At 46.8% G+C, this 21017-nt stretch carries 15 protein-coding genes and 1 pseudogene; 6 read left to right on the top strand and 10 right to left on the bottom strand.

The features are described 5' to 3' along the window. Together OCV70_RS14665 and nrdD are read left to right on the top strand one after the other, a co-directional pair. Positions 1–864, top strand: coding sequence for a carbohydrate ABC transporter permease (locus OCV70_RS14665; RefSeq protein WP_021926422.1), 864 nt, complete (start codon positions 1–3; stop codon positions 862–864). A 315-nt stretch (positions 865–1179) separates the two neighbouring features. Then, positions 1180–3369, top strand: a complete 2190-nt coding sequence (gene nrdD, locus OCV70_RS14670) for an anaerobic ribonucleoside-triphosphate reductase (RefSeq protein WP_021926423.1) — start codon at positions 1180–1182, stop codon at positions 3367–3369. 302 nt (positions 3370–3671) lie between these two features. Here nrdD and OCV70_RS19885 read toward each other — a convergent pair. Further along, positions 3672–3749 (bottom strand): annotated as a pseudogene (locus OCV70_RS19885) (DUF6783 domain-containing protein); the annotation flags it as partial. Here OCV70_RS19885 and OCV70_RS19890 point away from each other — a divergent pair. Together OCV70_RS19890 and nrdG are read left to right on the top strand one after the other, a co-directional pair. After that, on the top strand, positions 3744–3794 hold the full coding sequence (locus OCV70_RS19890) for a DUF6783 domain-containing protein (RefSeq protein ID WP_317259473.1): 51 nt from the start codon (positions 3744–3746) through the stop codon (positions 3792–3794). The pseudogene OCV70_RS19885 and the gene OCV70_RS19890 overlap by 6 nt on opposite strands. Before the next feature lie 12 nt (positions 3795–3806). Then, entirely contained in the window at positions 3807–4316 is a 510-nt protein-coding gene (nrdG, locus tag OCV70_RS14675; RefSeq protein WP_021926424.1) for an anaerobic ribonucleoside-triphosphate reductase activating protein, read from the top strand. A gap of 160 nt (positions 4317–4476) precedes the next feature. Here the strand turns inward: nrdG and OCV70_RS14680 are convergent, their stop codons facing one another. Beyond that, the gene (locus tag OCV70_RS14680; protein WP_021926425.1) at positions 4477–5529 is read right to left on the bottom strand and encodes a 5'-3' exonuclease; all 1053 of its coding nucleotides are present in this window, start codon (positions 5527–5529) and stop codon (positions 4477–4479) included. 51 nt (positions 5530–5580) lie between these two features. Next, on the bottom strand, positions 5581–5658 hold the full coding sequence (locus OCV70_RS20345) for a DUF6783 domain-containing protein (protein WP_470256291.1): 78 nt from the start codon (positions 5656–5658) through the stop codon (positions 5581–5583). A 270-nt stretch (positions 5659–5928) separates the two neighbouring features. Between OCV70_RS20345 and OCV70_RS14685 the strand changes: the two genes are divergently transcribed. Continuing rightward, positions 5929–6333, top strand: a complete 405-nt coding sequence (locus OCV70_RS14685) for a hypothetical protein (protein WP_021926426.1) — start codon at positions 5929–5931, stop codon at positions 6331–6333. A 75-nt stretch (positions 6334–6408) separates the two neighbouring features. After that, complete coding sequence (locus OCV70_RS14690; RefSeq protein WP_244096237.1) at positions 6409–7602, top strand: M56 family metallopeptidase; 1194 nt, start codon at positions 6409–6411, stop codon at positions 7600–7602. A 213-nt stretch (positions 7603–7815) separates the two neighbouring features. Here OCV70_RS14690 and OCV70_RS14695 read toward each other — a convergent pair whose 3' ends face one another. The 7 genes from OCV70_RS14695 to gnpA form a co-directional block, all read right to left on the bottom strand. Next, the gene (locus tag OCV70_RS14695; protein ID WP_021926428.1) at positions 7816–9792 is read right to left on the bottom strand and encodes an ABC transporter ATP-binding protein; all 1977 of its coding nucleotides are present in this window, start codon (positions 9790–9792) and stop codon (positions 7816–7818) included. Beyond that, positions 9767–11623 (bottom strand): ABC transporter ATP-binding protein, encoded by a 1857-nt coding sequence (locus tag OCV70_RS14700; RefSeq protein ID WP_334292269.1) that lies wholly within the window; start codon positions 11621–11623, stop codon positions 9767–9769. The genes OCV70_RS14695 and OCV70_RS14700 overlap by 26 nt, the downstream gene beginning before the upstream one ends. Position 11624: 1 nt before the next feature. Continuing rightward, positions 11625–11897 (bottom strand): hypothetical protein, encoded by a 273-nt coding sequence (locus OCV70_RS14705; RefSeq protein ID WP_147342998.1) that lies wholly within the window; start codon positions 11895–11897, stop codon positions 11625–11627. Next, on the bottom strand, positions 11887–13224 hold the full coding sequence (locus tag OCV70_RS14710) for an MATE family efflux transporter (protein WP_195587494.1): 1338 nt from the start codon (positions 13222–13224) through the stop codon (positions 11887–11889). The genes OCV70_RS14705 and OCV70_RS14710 overlap by 11 nt, the downstream gene beginning before the upstream one ends. Before the next feature lie 59 nt (positions 13225–13283). Then, positions 13284–16895, bottom strand: coding sequence for an ATP-binding protein (locus OCV70_RS14715; RefSeq protein ID WP_021926433.1), 3612 nt, complete (start codon positions 16893–16895; stop codon positions 13284–13286). Then, the gene (locus OCV70_RS14720; RefSeq protein WP_021926434.1) at positions 16892–18433 is read right to left on the bottom strand and encodes a GGDEF domain-containing protein; all 1542 of its coding nucleotides are present in this window, start codon (positions 18431–18433) and stop codon (positions 16892–16894) included. The genes OCV70_RS14715 and OCV70_RS14720 overlap by 4 nt, the downstream gene beginning before the upstream one ends. A 144-nt stretch (positions 18434–18577) precedes the next feature. Further along, the gene (gene gnpA, locus OCV70_RS14725) at positions 18578–20740 is read right to left on the bottom strand and encodes a 1,3-beta-galactosyl-N-acetylhexosamine phosphorylase (RefSeq protein ID WP_021926435.1); all 2163 of its coding nucleotides are present in this window, start codon (positions 20738–20740) and stop codon (positions 18578–18580) included. Positions 20741–21017 lie beyond the last annotated feature (277 nt).

The following is a 21017-nucleotide window of genomic DNA, read 5'->3' on the forward strand; positions in this document are numbered from 1 at the left end:
ATGGCAGGCACCAATGCTTCAGCTAAGAAAAAAAACACCAAAAATACCGTGCTCCGGGTACTGCTTTATGTGGTAGTCATTCTGATCTGCCTTTTTACCCTGTATCCGTACTTTGTCACCGTATGTACCGCCCTTAAGAGCCGTGCGGAGATTTTCTCCATAAACGGTACCATTTTCCCTATTAAGGCCATCTGGTCCAACTTTACAGATGTGTGGAAATTAGCACCTATGAGCAGCTACATGCTGAATTCCATCGTCATTGCCGGCGGTTCTACTCTTCTGGCTATGCTCTGCGGCATTCCTGCTGCTTACGCCCTGTCCAGAATGAAATTCAAAGGCCAGACCGCATTCCTGGGATTTGTCATCGTTTCCCAGATGTTTGCCCCGGTCGTGCTTCTGATCGGTATTTACAAGGTTATGATGGCGTTCCATCTGACCAACAGCATTATCGGCCTGATCTTTATCAATGCCGCATTTAACCAGGCATTTGCCATCTGGCTCCTTCGCGGTACTTTCCTGAGCATCTCCCCGGAGATGGAGCAGGCCGCTACCATTGACGGCTGCAACCGTGTACATGCTCTTCTTCGGATCCTTCTTCCGGTTGCCGCACCTGGTATTGTAACTGCGCTTATTTTCGTATTTATCAACGCATGGAACGAATATACCGTAGCGCTGACCCTGATTTCTACCGATACCTTCAAGCCTCTGACAGTTGGTATCAATATTTTCAACGGATACAATATGATCGAATGGCAGTATCTGTTTGCTGCTTCTCTCTATGCAATTGTTCCGGTTGTTATCCTCTTCGTCGGAATCGAAAAAAATCTGGTTGGAGGACTCACTTCCGGCGGTGTCAAGGGTTGATTTTTATTTTTTTCCAAGTATAATAGAAAAAGATGCGAACACAACGAAGGGTTGCTCACGGCAGCCCTTTGTTTATGCAAGCCACCATAAATCCTGCATATATGCGGGATTCTTTGCTGTATATCCCATATTTTTTCCATGGGAAAAACAGTGCACTTTACTATTCGAATACATAAAATTCGGCACATTTCACAGATTTTTAGAATCGTCCGTTTTCACCTTGACTTTTCTGTAAAATCCTGTAATATTGTTAGTGCACAACATTTAGTGGTTTAAATACTTTTCAGACACAATATATGGAGGGATTTGATAAATATGAGCACAGAAGTCAATGCAAATGTCATTAAGCGAAATGGCGTGGAGGTCATCTTTGATAAGGCGAAGATCATCAACGCAGTACAGAAAGCCAATGAGGAGGTTCCCAAGCTCCATCAGCTGAGCCAGTACCAGATTACGGCGCTTGCAGATACGATTGCCACCCGTGCTCTGGAGTCCTCACACGCAGTGAATGTAGAAGACATTCAGGATATGGTTGAGACCGGCATTATGGAGATGCGAGGCTATGAGGTTGCCCAGAAGTACGTGCGTTACCGCTACAAGAGAGAGCTGACCCGCAAGTCCAATACCACAGACGATAATATCCTCTCTCTTCTTGACCAGATCAATGAGAATGCCAAGCAGGAGAACTCCAATAAGAATCCTACCATCAACTCCACACAGCGTGATTATATGGCAGGCGAGGTCAGCAAGGACCTGACCATGCGTGTGCTTCTTCCGGAGGAGATCGTGAAGGCTCACGACGAGGGAATCATCCATTTCCACGATTCCGATTACTATGCGCAGCGTGAGCACAACTGTGACCTGATCAATCTTCAGGACATGCTCCAGAACGGCACCGTCATCAGCCAGACACTGATCGAGAAGCCCCACAGCTTCTTTACCGCCTGCAACGTTACCACACAGATCGTAGCCCAGGTAGCCAGTAACCAGTACGGCGGACAGTCCTTCTCCCTGGCACACTTAGCTCCGTTCGTTGATATCAGCCGTCAGAAGATCCGCAATAAAGTGATCGAGGAGCGTAAGGAATGCGGTGAGCCTATGGACGAGGAGATCATCCGCAAGGTTTCCGAGCGCAGACTGAAGGACGAGATCCAGAGCGGTATCCAGACCATCCAGTATCAGCTGATCACTCTTATGACCTGTAACGGACAGGCTCCGTTTGTGACTATTTTCATGTATCTGGACGAGGTTCCGGAAGGACGTACCCGTGATGACCTGGCTCTGATCATTGAAGAGGTAATGAAGCAGCGTATGCAGGGCGTTAAGAACGAGCGCGGCGCATGGATCACTCCTGCTTTCCCGAAGTTGATCTACGTTCTGGATGAGGACAACATCCACGAGGATTCCAAATACTGGTACCTCACTGAGATTGCTGCCAAATGTACCGCCAAGCGTATGGTTCCGGACTACATTTCCGCTAAGATCATGCGCCAGCTGAAGAACGGCAATGTATACACCTGCATGGGATGCCGCTCCTTCCTTACCGTTGAGGAGAAACAGAAGAACCCGGACGGTTCCTACAAATTCTACGGCCGTTTCAATCAGGGCGTTGTGACCATCAACCTTGTTGATGTGGCATGCTCCTCTGAGGGTGATTTCGATAAATTCTGGGAGATCCTGGAGGATCGCCTTGAGCTTTGCCACAGAGCACTTCGCTGCAGACATGAGCGTCTTCTTGGAACGGTTTCCGATGTTGCCCCGATCCTGTGGCAGTACGGTGCGCTTGCCCGTCTTAAGAAGGGTGAGACCATTGACAAGCTCCTTTACGATGGATATTCCACTATTTCCCTTGGATATGCTGGTATCCACGAAATGTGCATGAGAATGTACGGCAAGTCTCATACAGATCCTGAGGTTCGTCCATTTGCCATGAAGGTCATGCAGCGTCTCAATGACAAATGCGCAGAATGGAAAGCAGCTGAGAACATCAGCTACTCTGTATACGGAACTCCGATGGAGTCCACCACCTACCGTTTTGCCAAATGTCTCCAGAAGCGTTTTGGTATTATTCCAGGCGTTACAGACAAGAATTATATTACAAACAGCTATCACGTTCACGTTACCGAGGAGATTGACGCATTCTCCAAGCTGAAATTCGAATCCGAATTCCAGAAGCTTTCCCCGGGAGGTGCCATCAGCTACGTGGAAGTTCCGAACATGAAGCAGAACATTCCGGCAGTTCTCTCTGTTATGAAGTTTATCTATGACAACATCATGTACGCAGAGCTGAATACCAAGAGCGATTTCTGTGATGTTTGCGGATATGACGGAGAGATCCAGATTAAAGAGGACGAGAACGGCAAGCTGATCTGGGAGTGCCCGAACTGCGGCAACCGCAACCAGGATAAGATGAGCGTTGCCAGAAGAACCTGCGGTTATATTGGAACACAGTTCTGGAACCAGGGACGTACACAGGAGATTAAGGATCGCGTGCTGCATCTGTAAAATAATCTAAGCAATGCAGTTAGCGCAGATACTATGAATTATAAACAAATCCGGACAGTTTTCTAAATTGAATGATTTTGATTTCTGTCCGGGTTTGTTTTATATAGACACCGGGATCAGGCGTCACAAGGCAATATATATTGTACATACTTCTTTCTTCTTTTTATTTTAAAGAAATAAACACTTCTTCCAGAGGTAGTTAAAGAGGTATAAAGGAAATCTAATTTTGAAATCATTCGCGGCATTTTAGAGCGTGTTTGAAAAAGGCTTTCTGCAAGATGTGCGTCACAATTTGTGGGAGATTTGGTCCGGATGAAGGCGCCGTAGCGGGCTACGGCAACTGAATTCGGGCAAAATCTCCCGCAAAGTGGGGCGTGCAGATTGCGGGAATGATTTTTCAAACACGCTCTAGGCCACACAAATGAGGGAATTACGTTATGAACTATGGAAATATTAAATCTTACGACATTGCAGACGGTACCGGGGTGCGGGTAAGCCTGTTTGTATCCGGATGCCGGCATCACTGCAAGGGCTGCTTTAACGCCCCTACCTGGGATTTTAATTATGGGGAGCCATACACAAGGGAAACACAGGACAAGATTCTGGAACTGCTGGCACCGTCTTATATAGAGGGCTTCTCTTTACTTGGCGGTGAACCCTTTGAGCCGGAGAACCAGCCGGTCCTGGCAGAGCTTCTGGAAGAGATCAAGAGCACTTACCCGGAGAAATCCATCTGGTGCTACAGCGGATATCTTTTCGATAAGGACCTGGCTCCTGGAGGCAAGGTCTATACGCCTTACACAGATCGTATGCTTTCTTGCATTGATATTCTGGTGGACGGGGAATTTATTCAGGAACTGAAGGATATTTCCCTGCAGTTTCGGGGAAGCAGCAATCAGAGGATTCTGCATTTGAAGGATGGGAAATTGGTAAAGGAAGGGTTATAAACCCGCTCAATTCCACGCAATACACCATGTATAATTCAAAACCGTAATGAGAAATCAGCAATTATTATTGGCCCATCATAGTAGTTATCCCTGATAATATGCCAGGCACCAGATAACCTGCCTATGAGCTGTCCGATTTCTCATTACGGTTTTGTATTTATTATTTCTCTGGATTCAATTTTTCAACTTCTGCAAGAATGCTGTTCATCTCATATAATTTCAGCTGCTTTTTCAGTTCTTTCATATTGATGTTCAGACGCATGTCTTCCAGGCTTTCTTCTATTACAATGTCACGCTTCATGGTTGCCAGCTGCTCGCTTAAATAAACCATTTCTTTGTTGGTTTTTAAAGCTTTTAGCGGACTTCTGCCGATGCCAAGGCTTTCCTTCCAGAAGGTATTCAGCTCTTTCTCTTTCTTCGCTACGCCCTCGCAATCTTCGATTGCCTCGTAGATAGCATCTAAACTGCGGTACTCTTCCACTAACGGTGCTGCTGCAGAGGAAACACCTTTACAGCCTGGAATGCCGTCTCCCGGGTCTCCTGTGATGGCAAGAAGCACCGGGATCTGCTCCGGGTAAACGCCCTCTTCGGAATGGACGATTTCCGGGGTGTATTCAAATACATTAGGAGGAAGCGCCTCATAGGCATCTTTTCCATAAAGGCCGTAGGCATCCTTCAGAGCCTCCAGCTTGTCTCTTGTAACCACGCGCCACATGCGGGTGTATTCGCTTACCAGCTGGAAATAATCGTGGTCCTTGGTAAGCACATAGGTCTGAAGCTCCGGCCCCTGGAATTTCTCCACCAGGGAGGCGGCGTAGTCATCTGCCTCGTAATCCGGACTCATAAATACTGGACAGCCAATGGCTTTGAGGAACTCTTCCATCTGTACAAACTGATTCTTCAGAGGCTGAGCTGTCTCCTTTCGGTTGGCTTTGTAAAAGTCCGCTCCAAGCTGGGTGCGGCGGAAGGTGTCTCTTGTCATATCAAAAGTGAAGGCAACATATTCCAGCTTCACCTTCTTATAAACTGCCAAAAGGGTGCGCAACATGGTGAACATGGCATTGGTGTATTTTCCATCGGAGGTGTGTAAGATCTCCGAATAATGCCGCTCCTTCTCTTCGTCTGTCTTGGCGAAAAGAATGGACTTGGGAAGGTTTCCGTAATAGGAAGTAGACAGCATAGAGGAACCGTCGATAATCAGAAATTTGGGCATAGTAAACTTCTCCTCATAATTTTTATTGGTACCTGTGGCCTTATCTATCCCTCAGAATGTGTTTGAAAAAGGCTTTCTGCAAAATATACTGCAAAGTGGGGCGTGCAGATTGCGGGAATGATTTTTCAAATACGCTCAAACTCTCTCTGTTGAATACTTTCAGGGGACGCCACAGTTTATCTTATATCGAATTCAATCACATAAGCACTTGCATCCATATGCTTCTTAAATGATGTCAACTAAGAGTATACCATAATTTTAGCTAATTCGAAAATATTTTCAAAAAAATTACAGATTCCGTGTTATTTTCCCCTCTGAATTTCGTATATATAGTAAAGGGAGCAGGAAATAAAAATATTTCATGAATCCCGTTTCTACGTAGTAATGAGGAGGTCCTTAATGAAAAAAATTATTTTAGTGTTATTCGGTATCCTTTTTGTAATCTTTACCGGATTGTCACTGCTGGTCTGCATGATTAGTGGAATCCCCACCATGGACCAGCCCGCCGCAACCTTTTATCTGGTGAAAGCCATTGTCCTTTCCTTTGGTTTTCCTATGGTCGCGTTTGGTTTCTTTGCACATAATCTTCATCTGCGCCACAAGCTTGAAAAAAGAGACCAGCTGATCCGGGATTTCCAGGAAAAGATTCTGGAGCACCAGAAATCCAGCTGCAGGGACTCCCAGGAAGAATATTCCCAGGAGTTCAAGGATTCACTTGCCTGTCTGTTCTGTGCCTTTGCTGACGAGGGAAAACTCAGCAAAAAGGATCAGAAGGAATTACTCGATTTTATCGATAAATTATAAGTGAGGGTGACTTGCATGCTTTGGATCTGCGTGAGCATCGCAGGAACGATGCCGCTTTTGGTCTGTCTCCTGCTGATGCTCCTGAAACGGAAAAACTTTTCTTACCGGCTTGGCCGGAAACTGGTGTTATTGAGTCTGGTGGAATATTTCATACCTTTTCAGATGCTGAAATATTATCTGCCGCAGGATATGCTGGAAGAGACCAATTCTCTTAACGCAATTTCCTATTTTGTAAACTTTGACGACAAGGAAGCGGTTTCTTATCACGGAATTTCTGTGTGGATGCCTGATTGGATTCTTATGATCGTTTTGTGCTGGCTGTTTGTGATCGCAGGATTCAGCATTTATGAGACGATCAAATACCATCAGCTCACGCGAAAGCTGAAACGAATTACGGAGATAAGAACATATCCTTTGCCTGGAATCGGGAATGTGGAGTACCGCATTTCTCCGGAAATGAACACGCCGTATACCGTTGGGTTTGTGAAACCTTTCATTGTGGCTCCGGCTGAGTTTCCAAATTCCAAGCTGTCGGAAATGATTCTCAGGCATGAATATTCACATCTGCGCCGCCGTGACTCGATTGTAAAATTAATCTGTTTGTTAGCAATTTGCCTTCATTGTTTTAACCCGTTAACGATCCTGACATTTTTACTTTACACCCGTTTTTCTGAAAACATTGCAGATGAAGCTGCTACGGAAGGCTGTTCCGCTGAGGAACGAAGAGCCTACGCCAAAGCTCTCGTGAAACTTTCTGCAAGAACCAGACAGGTTCCTGTAGTCTGGAGAAACAACTTATTGGGAGACAAGAAAGAATCAATGAAAAGGAGAGTGGAACTCATTATGAATAGAAACAAAAAGGCATCTAAGATTGGTACTGTGGCAGCTGTGCTGGCTTCGGTGATTCTGAGCGGGACTACGGTGTTTGCGTATACGCCGATGCAGACGGTAAAAGATGCTTCTGATACCAATGAAGATTATATTTCTTTCGACTTTGATAATGAAGCTGAAACTTTATTTGCTGAATATGATACTTACTTTGAGGCTCTAGATGGCACCATTATTCCTTTAAATACAGACACAGCTAATGCAAGAGCTATTTTTTGTAGCCACAATTTTAAATCTGGTTACGTAAATAAACATTATTCTCAAAGCAACGGAGGATGTATTGTAAAAAGGTATACTGGAAAAATTTGTATGAAATGCAATCATATAGAGGTAGGTGACTTGTTAAGCACACATACATATGTAACTTGTCCACATAAATAAACTATTTTATCTCTTTATAGATTTACAAATAAATTTATCTTTCGGAAGCTCAGGGGGACGAAAGTTTTAGAAGAAGGATAGGAAAAAGCATCTGCTTTTCCTGTTCTTCTTCTGTTTTCACTTTCTACAAGTATCCTTATACTACAACCTCAAAGCCGCTTTTCCTTTTTCCTACTTCGGTTCAAATCTGTTATTCCCATTTTTCTGTCCCCATCAACTCAATTCAAACATCCCATGATACAACTGATAATATTTCCCTTTCTGCTGTAGCAGATCCTCATGATCCCCACGCTCTACGATTTTTCCCTGCTCCAACACCATAATCGCATTGGAATTACGTACCGTACTCAATCTGTGAGCGATAACGAATACCGTCCTGCCCTCCATCAGCTGATCCATTCCTTTCTCGATCAGCGCCTCCGTACGGGTATCTACTGACGAGGTCGCCTCATCCAGGATCAGCACTGGCGGGTCTGCCACAGCGGCCCTGGCAATGGCAAGAAGCTGTCTCTGGCCCTGGGAAAGATGGGCGCCGTCAGAGGTTACCATCGTGTCATATCCCTGTGGCAAACGGCGGATAAAAGAATCTGCGTTGGCAATCTTCGCCGCCCGTTCAATTTCCTCCTGGGTAGCATCCAGTTTTCCAAACCGGATATTGTCCGCCACCGTTCCTGTAAACAGATGGGTGTCCTGCAATACAATTCCAAGAGAATGGCGCAGGGATGTCTTGCTGATGTCCCGCACGTCAATTCCGTCATAAACAACCGATCCACCCTGCACATCATAGAAACGGTTGATCAGATTGGTAATGGTGGTTTTTCCTGCTCCCGTGGAGCCTACAAAGGCAATCTTCTGTCCTGGCTTCGCATACAGGCTGATATCCTTCAGAATCATCCGATTCTCATCATAACCGAAGTCCACATGCTCAAACCGTACATCCCCTCGAAGAGGCACCAACTCCCCACCTGGCTTCTTCCACGCCCAGGCATTTCCTGACACATTTCGCAGAGGATTTTTCCCCCTTTCTGCGTCATTCTCTCCAGTTTTTTCCTTCCCGAATGTACCATTTTCCCATGCTGGAACTGTACTTCCAATTTCTTTTTCCATGGCTTTTTTCTCATATTTGGAGTCCAAACAGCCACTTTCGATTTTATTCGGAACTTCCATCTGCACCAGTTCTACTTTACCTTCATCAACTTCCGGCTCCAGATCCATCACCTTAAACACACGCTCCGCACCCGCCAGCGCAGCCAGAAGGAAGTTGCTCTGCTGGGTGAACTGATTGATGGGCAGAGCCGCCTGGCGGACAAACACCAGATAGCTGGCAAGGCTTCCCAAGTCTGCTTTTCCCTGCAGAGCCAGAAGGCCGCCGAGCACTGCCACAATGGCACAGTTGATATAAGAAATACTTACCACCACCGGAACCATAGTCGCCGCATAACCTTGGGCCCCTGTACCAGCCTTGCGTAGGGCTTCGTTTTTTTCACAGAATTCCTGGAAGCTGGCTTCCTCGTGGTTAAACACCTTTACCACCTTCTGCCCGCTGATCATCTCCTCAATATAGCTGTTTAACGCACCAAGGCTATTCTGCTGCTTGGCGTAATAAACCTTGCTCCTACCTCCGCTGAACCGAATATACCACAGCATAATGCCGTAACACGCGGTCACAATAATAGATAGCCGCCAGTTCAGCACATAAAGAATGGTCAGGGTTCCCACCATCTGGATAAAGCTCTGGATCACCATTGCAAAGCTGTTGTTCAGCGCATCGGAGATGGTATCAATATCGTTGGTGAAAAGACTCATAATGTCGCCGTGTCCGTTTGTGTCGAAGAACTTCAACGGCAAGGTCTGAATATGGGAGAACAGATCCCGTCGGATATCAAACAGAATCCGCTGGGAGGCTTTCACCATGGTCTGGGAATATCCCCATGCCGCCAGCGCACCTGTAGCAAAAATCCCCGCCGCAGTCAGAACGCCTTTCAAAAGAGTGCTGACATTTCCATCTGCCAGGCCATTGACTACCGGGCGGATCATATAAGTACCAAGCAAATTGCACAATGCGCTTACCGATACCAACACTGCTACTACAAACAGCATCCGCTTATGCCGTCCCATATAGGAGAGAAAATAGCCCACCGTCTTTTTCATGTTTTCCGGTTTCTTACCGCTGTAAGTTTTCGCTGCCATCTGTTGTCCCTCCTTTCACCTGCACGCCGCCGCGCTCTGCCTTTGCAGCACTCTGCTCTATCTTATTTTCCTGCTGATCCGCTTTCTTTGCAGCGCTGTGCTCCATCTCGTTCTCCTGCGCCCCGCTCATCTGGGATCTGTAAATTTCCTGATAAATCGGGTCGTGAGCCAGCAGTTCCTTATGAGTTCCTGTGCAGTGCACCTTTCCATCCTCCAGGATTACAATCTGGTCTGTGTTCATCACAGAGGTAATCCTCTGGGCAATAATAATCTTGGTCACATCCTTCCGCTTCGCCAGCGTCTCCCGGATTTTTTTCTCCGTTGCAGTATCTACCGCGCTTGTGGAATCATCAAAAATCAAAATCTTCGCCTTTCCCACCAGCGCTCTCGCGATACAAAGTCTCTGCTTCTGGCCACCGGAAAGGTTGCCTGCGCCCTGCTCCAGCATGGTATCCAGACCATCTGGCATCCGGTTCAGGAACTCATCTGCGCACGCAGCCCGGCAGGCCTCCCAGATTTCCTCATCTGTCGCCTCTGGATTTCCCCATTTCAGGTTGTCACGCACCGTTCCAAAGAACAGCACATTTTTCTGCAGGATAATGCTCACCGCATCCCTTAAGGAATGAATCTCATAATCCCGCACATCCTGTCCGCCTACGTACACCGCTCCCTCGGACGCATCATAGAGCCTTGGAATCAGCTGTACCAGCGTGGTTTTGGAGGCACCGGTACCACCCAGGATTCCTACTGTCTGACCAGATGGAATGTGAAGATTCACCCCGGACAGGGCAAACTCCCGGGCATCCTTGTGATATTTAAAAGAAACATCCTGAAAGTCAATACTTCCGTCTGCTACCTGCTCCAGTCCGTTTTCCGGGGAAGTCAGTTCCACCTGTTCGTCCAGCACTTCTGCAATACGGTGAGCGCTGGCAAGGGAACGGGTAAGCAGAAGGAACACGTTGGCAATCATCATCAGGGAGTTCATGACCTGCATCACATAGCTTAAAAATCCAGTCAGGTCACCTACTGCCAGATTGGATTTCAGGATCATATTTCCTCCAAACCACATGATCAGCACAATGGCGCTGTACATCACCGCCTGGAAAGCAGGCAGGTTCAGCACCGCATAGTGGAAGGTAGTCTCGCTGGAGCTGGTCAGATCTGTGTTGACCTCCGCGAATTTCTCTTCCTCATATTCGTCCCTGACAAAGGCCTTCACCGCACGGATGGCAGTGAGGCCTTCCTGAACCACCCGGTTCAGTCTGTCCATAATGCTCTGAAGCCTTGTGTACATGGGTGCTACTTTTGACACGATCCAGAAAAGCACGCTGCCCAGAACCGGGAGGCACACAAGAAATACAACTGCCAGCTTTGGATTCATCCAGAAGGAAAGCACAATTCCCATTACCAGAAGGGACGGGCCCCTTGTCACCGGACGAAATCCTGCATTTACCATATTCTGAAGCACCGTTACATCCGTAGTCATTCTTGTGATCAAAGAGGACACTGCGAAATGATCCAGGTTGGAAAATGCATACTGCTGCACCTTCTCATACTCCGCCTTCCGAATCTCTGCGCCCCATCCATAAGCCGCCTTCGCAGCAAAGTGCGCATACAAAAGCCCGGTAATCAGCGCCATCAACGCACACAGAATCATCTGAACTCCTTTTTGGTAAACATAAGAAAGGTCATGATTTGCCACTCCCACATCGATCAGGTCCGCGATCATAATGGGAATAAACAATTCAAAGCAAGTCTCAATCAGAACCAGCACCGCCCCCAGCACCATATCCCTCCGATACGGCCCCGCATACCTCAAAAGCCTTTTCATATCATTCATCCCACACCACGCTCCTTATGTCATATTTTATCTTGTCTTCTATCATGGATACAATTTTTCCTCTCTCTTCCATGCGCCGGATATTTCTCAGGTTATTATAGTCACATTCAAATATTCCGTCAATTCCCTTTCCAACGCAAAATAAAAGAAGGACCCCAGCGCTCCACCTCTCAATCTCAGATGAAGCCAACTGCAATCCTTCTGTAAAATCATATATCCTATCGCCGCCACCCGGCAGCATTCCCGTAATCTCTTTACGCCACATTCCTTTTCAGCTGTCCATGTACCGTCCGCCTTACGAAGATGAAGCAGATCACCTGCATCACAATGGTGATGGCCCAGGAGGCTGGGTAGGAGATGAAAAGGGTGTAGAGGGAACGGTTCTGTGGGAAGATCCAGAAGATCCACACAATTCGGGTACCCACCGTACCGATAATGGAAAGAATCATGGGCACGCCGGAATGTCCCATTCCGCGGAGGGCTCCCGGGAAAAGATCCATGATACCGCAGAGGAAATAAGGCACTGTGGTAATGGAAAGGATCTCCACGCCGCAGCGGATTACCTCCGGATCCTCTGTATAAATCTTCAGAATCTCACCGCCGAATATGTAAGAGCCGCAACCCAGCACAAACGCGATCACAAAGGACAAAATCCCGCAGTCCAGAAGCACCCTGTCCATACGTTTATATTTCCCCACACCGTAATTCTGGCTGGTAAAGCTCATACATGCCTGGGTCACAGCATTTACAGAGGCATAAAGGAAGCCCAGCACATTGTTGGCTGCCGTATATCCTGCCATGGCCGTGGAGCCAAAGGAATTTACAGAGGACTGAAGCAGAGCATTGGAAAAGTTAATAACCGTGCTCTGGATTCCCGCCGGAATTCCCACCTGAAAAATCTGCGCCAGATAAAATTTCTTCATACACAGCCTGGAAAAACGCAGCTGATAGCTGCTATCTGTCTTATACAGGCATCTTAGCACCAAAAGGCAGGAAATCATCTGTGAGATCACTGTGGCAATGGCAACACCTGCCACACCCATGTGAAAGGCGATGACAAGAAACATATTCAGAACCGCATTAATCACCCCGGCTACTATCAGAAACATCAGCGGCCGCTTGGTATCTCCCACTGCACGAAGAATAGCAGCTCCATAGTTATACACCATAAAAAAGGGCATACCAAGAAAATAAATCCTCATATATAAGGAGGACTGGTCAATAACATCTGCAGGCGTCCCCATTATCTCCAGGGCCCATCTGGAAAAAACAAGCCCAATCACTGCCATCACAACACCGCTGACCAGTGCCAGCGTAATAGCTGTATGGACCGTCTCTGACATCTCCTTATCCTTTCCGGCTGCATAAAACCTTGCCGCCAGAACATTGGCACCCAGAGAAACACCAATGAAAAGATTGGTAAACACATTGATCAGGGCTGTAGTGGAACCTACTGCAGCAAGTGCCTGACTGCCGGAAAACCGCCCCACCACAATAATGTCCACCGCATTAAACATCAGCTGCAAAATACCGGAAACCATCAAAGGAAGGGCAAAAGAAATCAGCTTATCCATAATGGTTCCGTTGCACATATCAATTTCATATTTGTTTTTCTTCAACTCTATCGCTCCCTATCTGCGCCAGCCGCGCATCAGCTATTATAAATCCCTGGCAGCCATTTTTCAAGCACGGAATAAATAATCTCCATATCAACGGGCTTGGTTACATACCCGTTCATACCACATTCAGCTGCCTTACGCTCATCCTCCTGGAATACGTTGGCAGTCATGGCAATTATGGGAAGCTTTTTCCAGTAAGAGCTTTCCCCTGCCCGGATGCTTCTGGTTGCCTCATAGCCGTTCATTACCGGCATCTGGATATCCATAAAGATCAGCTCATAGAAGTTTTCCGGCTGCTGCTTAAGAAGCTCCAGTGCTTCCCTTCCGTTCTCCACAGCATCCACGATCAGTCCCTGCTCAGACAGCAGCTCGTAGGCGATTTCCCGGTTCAGCTCATTGTCTTCAACCAGCATGATTCTATGCCCCTTAAGGAAGCTTTTGTCCTTTGCCCTGCTGCGCTTTTCCTTATGGGCAGCTGCCTGCTCCTCTTTACGCTTCTCCTTATCTGCCAGCTCCAGATCCAGCTGTACAACAAAGGTGGTACCCTTTCCCTGGCAGCTTGTAACCTCAATGGTTCCGCCCATCTGGTTGATAATGGATTTGGCAATGGAAAGCCCAAGTCCGGTTCCCTGGGTGGCATCGGTCATGCTGTTATCCTCCCTGGAAAATGGCTCAAACAGCTTTTCCAGGAACTTTTCAGACATACCGATCCCATTATCCTCTACCACAAAGGTATATCTGGCTTCTCCCTTCACAAGATGGCTTTCCTGGGATACCTTCACCAGAACCTGTCCGTTTTCAGGGGTATACTTCACAGCATTTGAGATCAGGTTGATCAGGATCTGACGAAGCCTTACCGGGTCTGCTATTACGTAATCATCGCAGATGCCCTCTATATCCATCACAAAGCTCTGATGCTTTTCCATGGATGAGGGCCTGCAGACTCCGTCTACGATCTCCATAGTCTTCGTCAGGCACAGGGGCTCTTTCCGAAGAACTGTACTGCCGCTTTCGATTTTGGACATGTCAAGCACCTCATTAATAAGCCCAAGAAGGTGCCTGGAGGAATCATCAATCTTGCGCAGACAGTCCAGAACCCGCTTTGGATCCTCCAGATGATTCATGGCAATCTGGGTCATACCCAGGATTCCGTTCATAGGTGTACGGATGTCGTGAGACATACTGTTCAGGAACACACTCTTGGCCTTATTCGCTTCCTCTGCGGACTGGTATGCTGCCTTTAAGCCGGCCATCAGCTGCTCATTTCTGCTGTGGCTCTCCTGAACGTCCGTTGCGATTATGGTCATCATCCTTGGCATAACATTTCCTTCATCCAGACGGATAAACTGAAAGCGCACCCACCTGTACCTTTCTCTGACCTTTACCCTGGCCTCACACTCATAGCTTCCTTCCTGCTCCAGAAACGTATGGGAAAGCTCCGACAGCTTGATTTTCAGACGGATCCTGTCCCAGTCTTTGGGATCAAGATTAGGGGACAGATAGTCCTTTAGGAAATCCACATAATGGCCATCCGGGATTTTTTCATCCAGAAGCCTCTGGCTTCCTCTGTAGGAAACCTTATACTCCCCGGACATCATATCCACATACAGGATAATCAGGGAATTTCTGGCAAGTGCGCGAAGAAGCTGGCGGTTTTCACTTCCGCTTTTGTGAAGGAAATCCAGAATGTTATCGTCCTCGTCCTCCTGCTCCTCAAGCATTTCCCACTTCTCAATATTAATGGCAGAGCGGATTTTCTCTGCCTTTCCATCCTCCACTGCACTTCCATAAACAGAGCAGCTGGTACGAAGTCTGCCGGTTCCCACCAGATAAGCAAGATCCGCCTGCAGTTCCTTGTCATTTTGGATCAGCTCCACAAGCTCCGGACAATACCAGGTACCCTTGCCGTAGGCCAGCTCCTCTATCACCTGTGCTATCTTTTTATTGCTCTTGTAGCTTCTCCCTATAAAATCTGTAGCTGCATCCATTCCATCGCTCACGTGAAAGATTTCAATGAGAAAGCGCTCCTTGGAAGCACAGTTATCAAAGTCCTTTGGATATCCCATTTTGCCATCCCAGGACTTGTGATGTCCGAGAATGATATCATTATACTTCTGAAGAGCCGGAATTTCCGCAAGAAGCTTCACTCCGTTTGCAGGATGACAGTAAATCCGCTCCATCTCCCGCGCAGTCAGCTGGCGAGTCTGCTTATTTATAATAGAAGCCAGCTGGATTTTACCCACATCAAAAATCTGGGCAGCCTGGGATACAAAATCCAGGATTTTATCCTGATTTTCCAGCACCTCTACCACATTGGCACAGCCACAGCTTCCCACCAGAAGCTCTGGCTGTCTGCGGATCACTGAGCTTAAGATCCTTCTTGCGATCTGCTCCACCATGGCACAGTGGATAACCGTAAGCTCATCTCTGCTGACCATAACCTTCATAAGAAGCATGGAGCTTACCTCATCCCTGGAAAGATACTTCAGAAATTCTCTCAGGGAGCGCCACACCACGTCATTGATAAACTGGTCATTCTCTGTCCTTGGCAGGCTGCGGATCATACGCACATATTCGTCTACGCAGTAATCCTTAATATCATCTGGTCCGTGGTATTCATCCTTGTACATATCCAGGGTTTCCATAATATTATAAAGGTGGTTGACTACGACCTGAAAATAACGGCTGTCCGAAAAGTCCACATCCTCCTGGCTGTCCAGAGTGTCATGCTCTATACAATACCTGCAATAGCCTATGTAATCCTCTATAAAGCTTGTGCAGTCAAGCTTTCCCTGGAAAAACAGACACCTTTTATAATTGCAGTAGATCTCATCCGGCATTTCGTAGGGATTGGGGTTCTCTTCAAGCTGCCTGGAATAATATTCTCCAAGCACCTTAGAAGCCCTTTCAAGAAGCTGGGGATCAATGTTTTCCCTGGAATATCCAAGCACAGAATTCCCAAGAAGATCGTAATTCAGCTCCTTGATCAGCTCATCAAAATCAAATTTATCTTCATCTAATGCCCGGACTTCTTCGTTATTGTAAAAGGCCAGTGCCTCATCGATAAGCTGCATAAGCTCCCTGGCATTTACAAGGTTAAAATTCATCAACGTGATGGGATAATTGTAATAAGAAAATATAATCCGTTTTCTCACATCAAAGTCTTCGATCTCAAAGTAATGGCAGGAAAGCTCCCGCAGCCGTTTAAAATAAAGGGCACCCTTTTTTCCGTCCTCAACACTGAAGGGTCTGTTATAAAAATTGCCAAGAAGATTCAAGGTCCAAATGTAGGCATTCAGATTTTTATTTTTCTGAAAATATCCATCCAGCAGCTCTGCCACCTCCACAAGTGCCAGATCGTCCTCATACCCTTCATTATTGGCTTCCCGGATCTGATTTAAAAGCTCTTCTGCAAGGGCATCGTCCAGCTTCACCTCTCCGCTTAAAAACGGACGGATGTACAGATTGAGAAGCGTTTCATTCTCAATGTAAAGCCGCCGCATAGCCTTGGATTTCTGCCGCAGCTTTCCCAGCCAGGCCTCCTGATCCTGGGCTTTCAGGATCCCCTCAAGCACCTGTGCCTCTGTTCCCAAATTTTCCTTATATTTGTTATAAAAATGTATGATATTTCCCTGCGTAATCATTTCGTTTTTGCCTCTTTTAAAATACTCTCATGATTTCGTTTTTTGCATAGGTACATTCTGCGGTCTGCTTCCTTCACCAGCTCTGCAACATTTCCATTTTTCTCCTCAAACGCCACAATACCATAAGAAAAACCGATATTACGTTCATCTCCGTTAATATGAAATTTGATCGGGTTCTCTTCCACAATGAAATGTAGCCGCCTCTTAATTTCCTCTTCCCTGGCGGAAGCAAGAATCAAAAACTCATCTCCTGCATAACGGTACAGGGCACCATCCAGTCTGAGAGCCTGTTTCATATTTTCGGCAAAGCATACAAGATAACTGTCTCCGCCTTCATGCCCATAGCTGTCATTGATTTCCTTAAGATAATCAAGGTCAAGAAAAGCAAGACATCCTTTTTTATGTTCACTGACAAACCGTCTGCTGCTTTTTTCAAAGGCAGCCCTATTCAGGCATCCGGTAAGAGGATCCTTTTTCATGGTATCCTTCAGGTTTACAAGGCGAAGCTCCTCCTTCGCCAGAAGCCGCAAAAGCTCATCATAGTTTTCCTTCTCTTTTTCCAGAGCCTCCAGATACATTCTCTCATATTTATGCACCTGGCTTCGGATCTCTTCCTTCTCGCTTCTGCGGGCAGCCTGACACATAACCTTATAAACCGGGCAAATGCTTCCGCTGAAATTGGGGGCATCCTTTATAAAGTTGCCAATGCGGATAATATCCTCCCAGCGCTCCACCTTCGCCATAACCTGAAGCAGCTCGCCAAAATTATAAATACAAAAATTCAGGCAGTCCACCTTAAGCTCTCCGGACTCCATTTTCCTCATATATTCATTAAATTCTTCTGCAATCGCAGCGATATCCTTCGTCTTGTGCATTCTCAGATACAGATCCGTGCATTCCCTCTGAAGGCGGAAAAAGTTTTTTCCTTCTTCGGAAATATCATCGCACGCAAGAAGTCTTCCGATCCCCTCCAGGGCCTGCTCAGCGCCTTTGACATCTCCCATTCCAAGCTTCACATATACTTTACTGTCATAATACACGAACTCATTCATGTAATCAGAATTCCAGAAATCCACTTCCGGCCCGCAGGGATCCAGCCTGGAAATATCCAGCATTTTCTCCAGATAAATATCTGCCTCTTTATAAAGTCCACAGTCTGTAAAGGTTGCTGCAATGGTATTATATACAGATTTCAGGCAATCACGCAAAGTGTAGCCGGATTCTGCATATTTCAGACCGTATTCCACTACCTTCGGCAGAAAGCCCAGGCAGAAATAAAGACGCATCAGTGCCAGATAAATCAGAGCTTTTTCCATGGAGGGACCAAGCAGAAGCTTCGCCTCCTGGCAGATTTCCAGCATAGGATACACACGGTCACGAAAGCTGTATGCAAAGACACCATAGCTGGAATAATAAATCTCCCCCACATGGGAAGTAAGCTTTGAGGAAGCCTTCAAATCTGCGATAATCGTATCTACATCCGCCCTTGTCCATTGACCGCTTCCGATTTTTTCTTTAATTTCTTCTACTGTATACATATAAACTGTCACCTCATAAAACGATACTACCTGTAGTTTAAAAGATTCCTCTTATAAATGCAACCTTTCTCCTGTATAAAAAGACAAAAAAGTGCCCGGGCAGATACATCTGTCTGCATTCTGCCCGGGCAATGCTTATTTGGATCAGATCTGATACCACTTAATTTCGTTTGCTTCTACATGAAGTTCAAAGCTGCTGCCATCGCCTCTGTAAATCACCGTATCCTGTGGCTCATAGGTATTATTTACCACACAGTATTTGCCGTTTTTCACGTATGCATGAACTTCCACGTTATAGTTTGTGGAATACCAGCAGTTCAGCTCCTCCTCTGCAGAGGCAGACCAGAGAACTGCACGGTAAAGCACACGGCTGTTCTTAAAGCTATACGGCAGTCCGCTGATGTAAACGCCGCGGCCTTTTCCGAAGGTTTTCACCGCCATCTGTACCTCCTGGTCTTTCTGGATCAGAATGGTGGTTTCCGGAAGCGCAAAAATGTTTTTCTTGCCTTCCCCGAAATCCACGGTTCCGTCTGTGTCTGCAAGAATAAAGTGATCCTTATGCTCTTCCCAGTTGTATTTATCTGTATTTAAGTTGAAGCCTCGTTCCTCTTCCACTCCCAGCACGTCGTCCAGCTGGAAGTATTTGCCCTGCCACTGATGGGCTGCTGGCTCCCCAACGCCGATGAATCCGCCGCCGTTATAGACAAATTCCTTCACGGCTGTAATTACAGTCTCATTGGCCCAGTACTCGCCGCCGCTCTGGGCTGTGTCTGCGTCTCCCACATTGATCACAACGTCGAAGTTTTTCAGAAGATCCTTATCTGCCAGAATGTCATCAAAGCTGATAAAGGAAACGTCAAATGGCGCACCGCTTAAAGCCTCGATGATACCGAAATAAGAGTAATTCTGTTTGTGGTAAATAGCGTGATGAACCATATGGTTGCCCCAGGAACGCATTTTGCCCCAGCAGTTTAAGACTGCAACCCGCTTCACGCAGTAAGGGGTAACGCCCTGAATGTTGTCGTACAGGGTGCGGAATTCCTGGCACACTTCCTTGATATACTGGACAAAATCCGGGAACTCCAGGGCCAGCTTTAAGTATCCGCCGTATCCGATTCTCTGGATGGGACTTCGCAGGATGGCACGCCTTGCAGTTACCCAGTTCACCTTCGCTTCTTTCACAGGATCCCCGCCCTCATGGAAGGTGTCCGGGAAAAAGTAAGGAAGGAAACGGCCTTCTGTGTATTTTACATTTTTGATGTCGCTAAACAGACGTAAGGTGGCGCCGTTTCCAACGCTTCCCACTACGGCATCAAGCCCGATGGATGCAAACTCCTCCATGAAAGGTTCCATACCGATCCAGTGATCGCCCATAAACATCATGGCCTCTTTGCCGTATTCATGGACAATGTCTACCATCTCTTTGGCAAGCTTGGCAACTTCTCTTCTCTGGAATGCCTGGAAATCCTTGAATTCTTTGGATGGAATGCGGTAGGTGTTGTTCATGTAGCCCTGATCGATAATGTATTCCGGGCGGAAAGGATAGCCCACTTCTTTTTCAAACTGCTCCAGCACATAAGGGCTGACTGATGCAGAATAACCGAACCAGTCCACATATTTTTCCCGTGCCAGCTCATCGAAGATCAGGGTGAACTGATGGAAAAAGGTGGTGAAGCGAACCACATTGACATAAGGATGGCTGTCCAGGAAACGGCGGAGACGCTCCAGGGAATGGGCTCTTGTCTTTGGCTGGCGCACATCAAAGGTGATCTGGGGCTCTACGTCCTTCCAGTCGTTTACCACTGCGTTGTACATATGTACCGGGTCCCACATAATATATGCCAGGAAGCTTACGGTGTACTCATGGAAAAGCTTCGCCGGGGTGATTACCACATTTCCGGTCTCTTCGTTGTAGGACCAGTCGGTTACCGGCACTGCTTCGCCTGTGGTGCGGTCTATAACTTCCCACCATCTTGTAATGTCGTCACGGGTGTTGACCTTCAGCATATCCGGGTAAAGGTGATCCATCAGGTGAATTTCCAGTGTCTCAGAAACTGCGGTGTGGAAGGAGCTCATAATGTACATCTGCTGGATCTCGTCCGGGTTGGCTTTTGCCCAGGCGTTGTCTTTTCTTGTGGTGTAGTAAGTGGCGTAGATCTTCGCTCCGGTGTCCTTCAGTTCCTGGGGAAATTCCGTTCCGTCGCAGTCACGGATGGCGTCTGCGCCCCACTCGTCCATAATATCCAGTGTCTCTTTTACCACATCCAGGTTTGTTGGTATGGTAACACGTCCTTTTTTTGCTTCCATTTTCGGTACCTCCGTTGTTGTAAAATCTTATCCTCATTCAGCGCTTTCGCAGCTGCGTAATTGCCTATAATCTCTATTCTTAGAATAAGAGTTTCGCAGGCAGATTTCAACGGAGGTCTTGCTTTGCTTTTTAGAAATCTTGCGGTCTTTTTTGTTCTGTGATATGATAAGGTTATTCATAACATTATTGCCTATATGAATGAATGCATGTATGTTTACAATAACTGCTCACAGATAATATTCACGGAACACTGCGATCCCTTCATTCCCAGTATCC

Origin of the sequence: Blautia acetigignens, from assembly GCF_025566865.1 — a bacterium.
Taxonomy (GTDB): Bacteria; Bacillota; Clostridia; order Lachnospirales; family Lachnospiraceae; genus Blautia_A; species Blautia_A acetigignens.

Bases quoted from the DNA above. Each gene is read 5' to 3' on its own strand.
- OCV70_RS14665 (WP_021926422.1), top strand. From the start codon at position 1: ATGGCAGGCACCAATGCTTCAGCTAAGAAAAAAAACACCAAAAATACC.
- nrdD (WP_021926423.1), top strand. From the start codon at position 1,180: ATGAGCACAGAAGTCAATGCAAATGTCATTAAGCGAAATGGCGTGGAG.
- nrdG (WP_021926424.1), top strand. From the start codon at position 3,807: ATGAACTATGGAAATATTAAATCTTACGACATTGCAGACGGTACCGGG.
- OCV70_RS14680 (WP_021926425.1), bottom strand. From the start codon at position 5,529: ATGCCCAAATTTCTGATTATCGACGGTTCCTCTATGCTGTCTACTTCC.
- OCV70_RS14685 (WP_021926426.1), top strand. From the start codon at position 5,929: ATGAAAAAAATTATTTTAGTGTTATTCGGTATCCTTTTTGTAATCTTT.
- OCV70_RS14690 (WP_244096237.1), top strand. From the start codon at position 6,409: ATGCTCCTGAAACGGAAAAACTTTTCTTACCGGCTTGGCCGGAAACTG.
- OCV70_RS14695 (WP_021926428.1), bottom strand. From the start codon at position 9,792: ATGGCAGCGAAAACTTACAGCGGTAAGAAACCGGAAAACATGAAAAAG.
- OCV70_RS14700 (WP_334292269.1), bottom strand. From the start codon at position 11,623: ATGAAAAGGCTTTTGAGGTATGCGGGGCCGTATCGGAGGGATATGGTG.
- OCV70_RS14705 (WP_147342998.1), bottom strand. From the start codon at position 11,897: ATGTGGCGTAAAGAGATTACGGGAATGCTGCCGGGTGGCGGCGATAGG.
- OCV70_RS14710 (WP_195587494.1), bottom strand. From the start codon at position 13,224: ATGTGCAACGGAACCATTATGGATAAGCTGATTTCTTTTGCCCTTCCT.
- OCV70_RS14715 (WP_021926433.1), bottom strand. From the start codon at position 16,895: ATGATTACGCAGGGAAATATCATACATTTTTATAACAAATATAAGGAA.
- OCV70_RS14720 (WP_021926434.1), bottom strand. From the start codon at position 18,433: ATGTATACAGTAGAAGAAATTAAAGAAAAAATCGGAAGCGGTCAATGG.
- gnpA (WP_021926435.1), bottom strand. From the start codon at position 20,740: ATGGAAGCAAAAAAAGGACGTGTTACCATACCAACAAACCTGGATGTG.